This is a genomic window from Rhodanobacter thiooxydans LCS2 (genome assembly GCF_000264375.1).
Classification (GTDB): domain Bacteria; phylum Pseudomonadota; class Gammaproteobacteria; order Xanthomonadales; family Rhodanobacteraceae; genus Rhodanobacter; species Rhodanobacter thiooxydans.
The window spans coordinates 1-266 of the sequence record NZ_AJXW01000186.1 but is presented as its reverse complement, the minus strand read 5'-3'; the positions used below and the strand labels follow the sequence as shown (position 1 = coordinate 266).

1 pseudogene is annotated in these 266 nt (G+C 77.1%); it reads left to right on the top strand.

The annotated features are described in order from the left end of the window. Positions 1–266, top strand: a pseudogene (locus tag UUA_RS18460) (HAD family hydrolase); the annotation flags it as partial.

The following is a 266-nucleotide window of genomic DNA, read 5'->3' as shown; positions in this document are numbered from 1 at the left end:
GACTACGCGCTGTTCGACAAGACCGGCACCCTCGGCGTGCCAAAGCTGGACCGCCGCGGCATCGAGCCGCTGCGCGGCGACACGCCCGAGCGGGTGTTGCAGCTGGCCGCCGCGCTGGCCCACGAAAGTTCGCACCCGCTGGCCCGCGCGCTGGCCGACGCTGCGCGCCAGCAGTCGCTGCCGCTGCAGGCGCAATCGGTGCGGGTCCACGCCGGCGCCGGCATCAGCGGCGAGGCCGACGGCCGCGCGCTGCGCCTGGGCCGCGC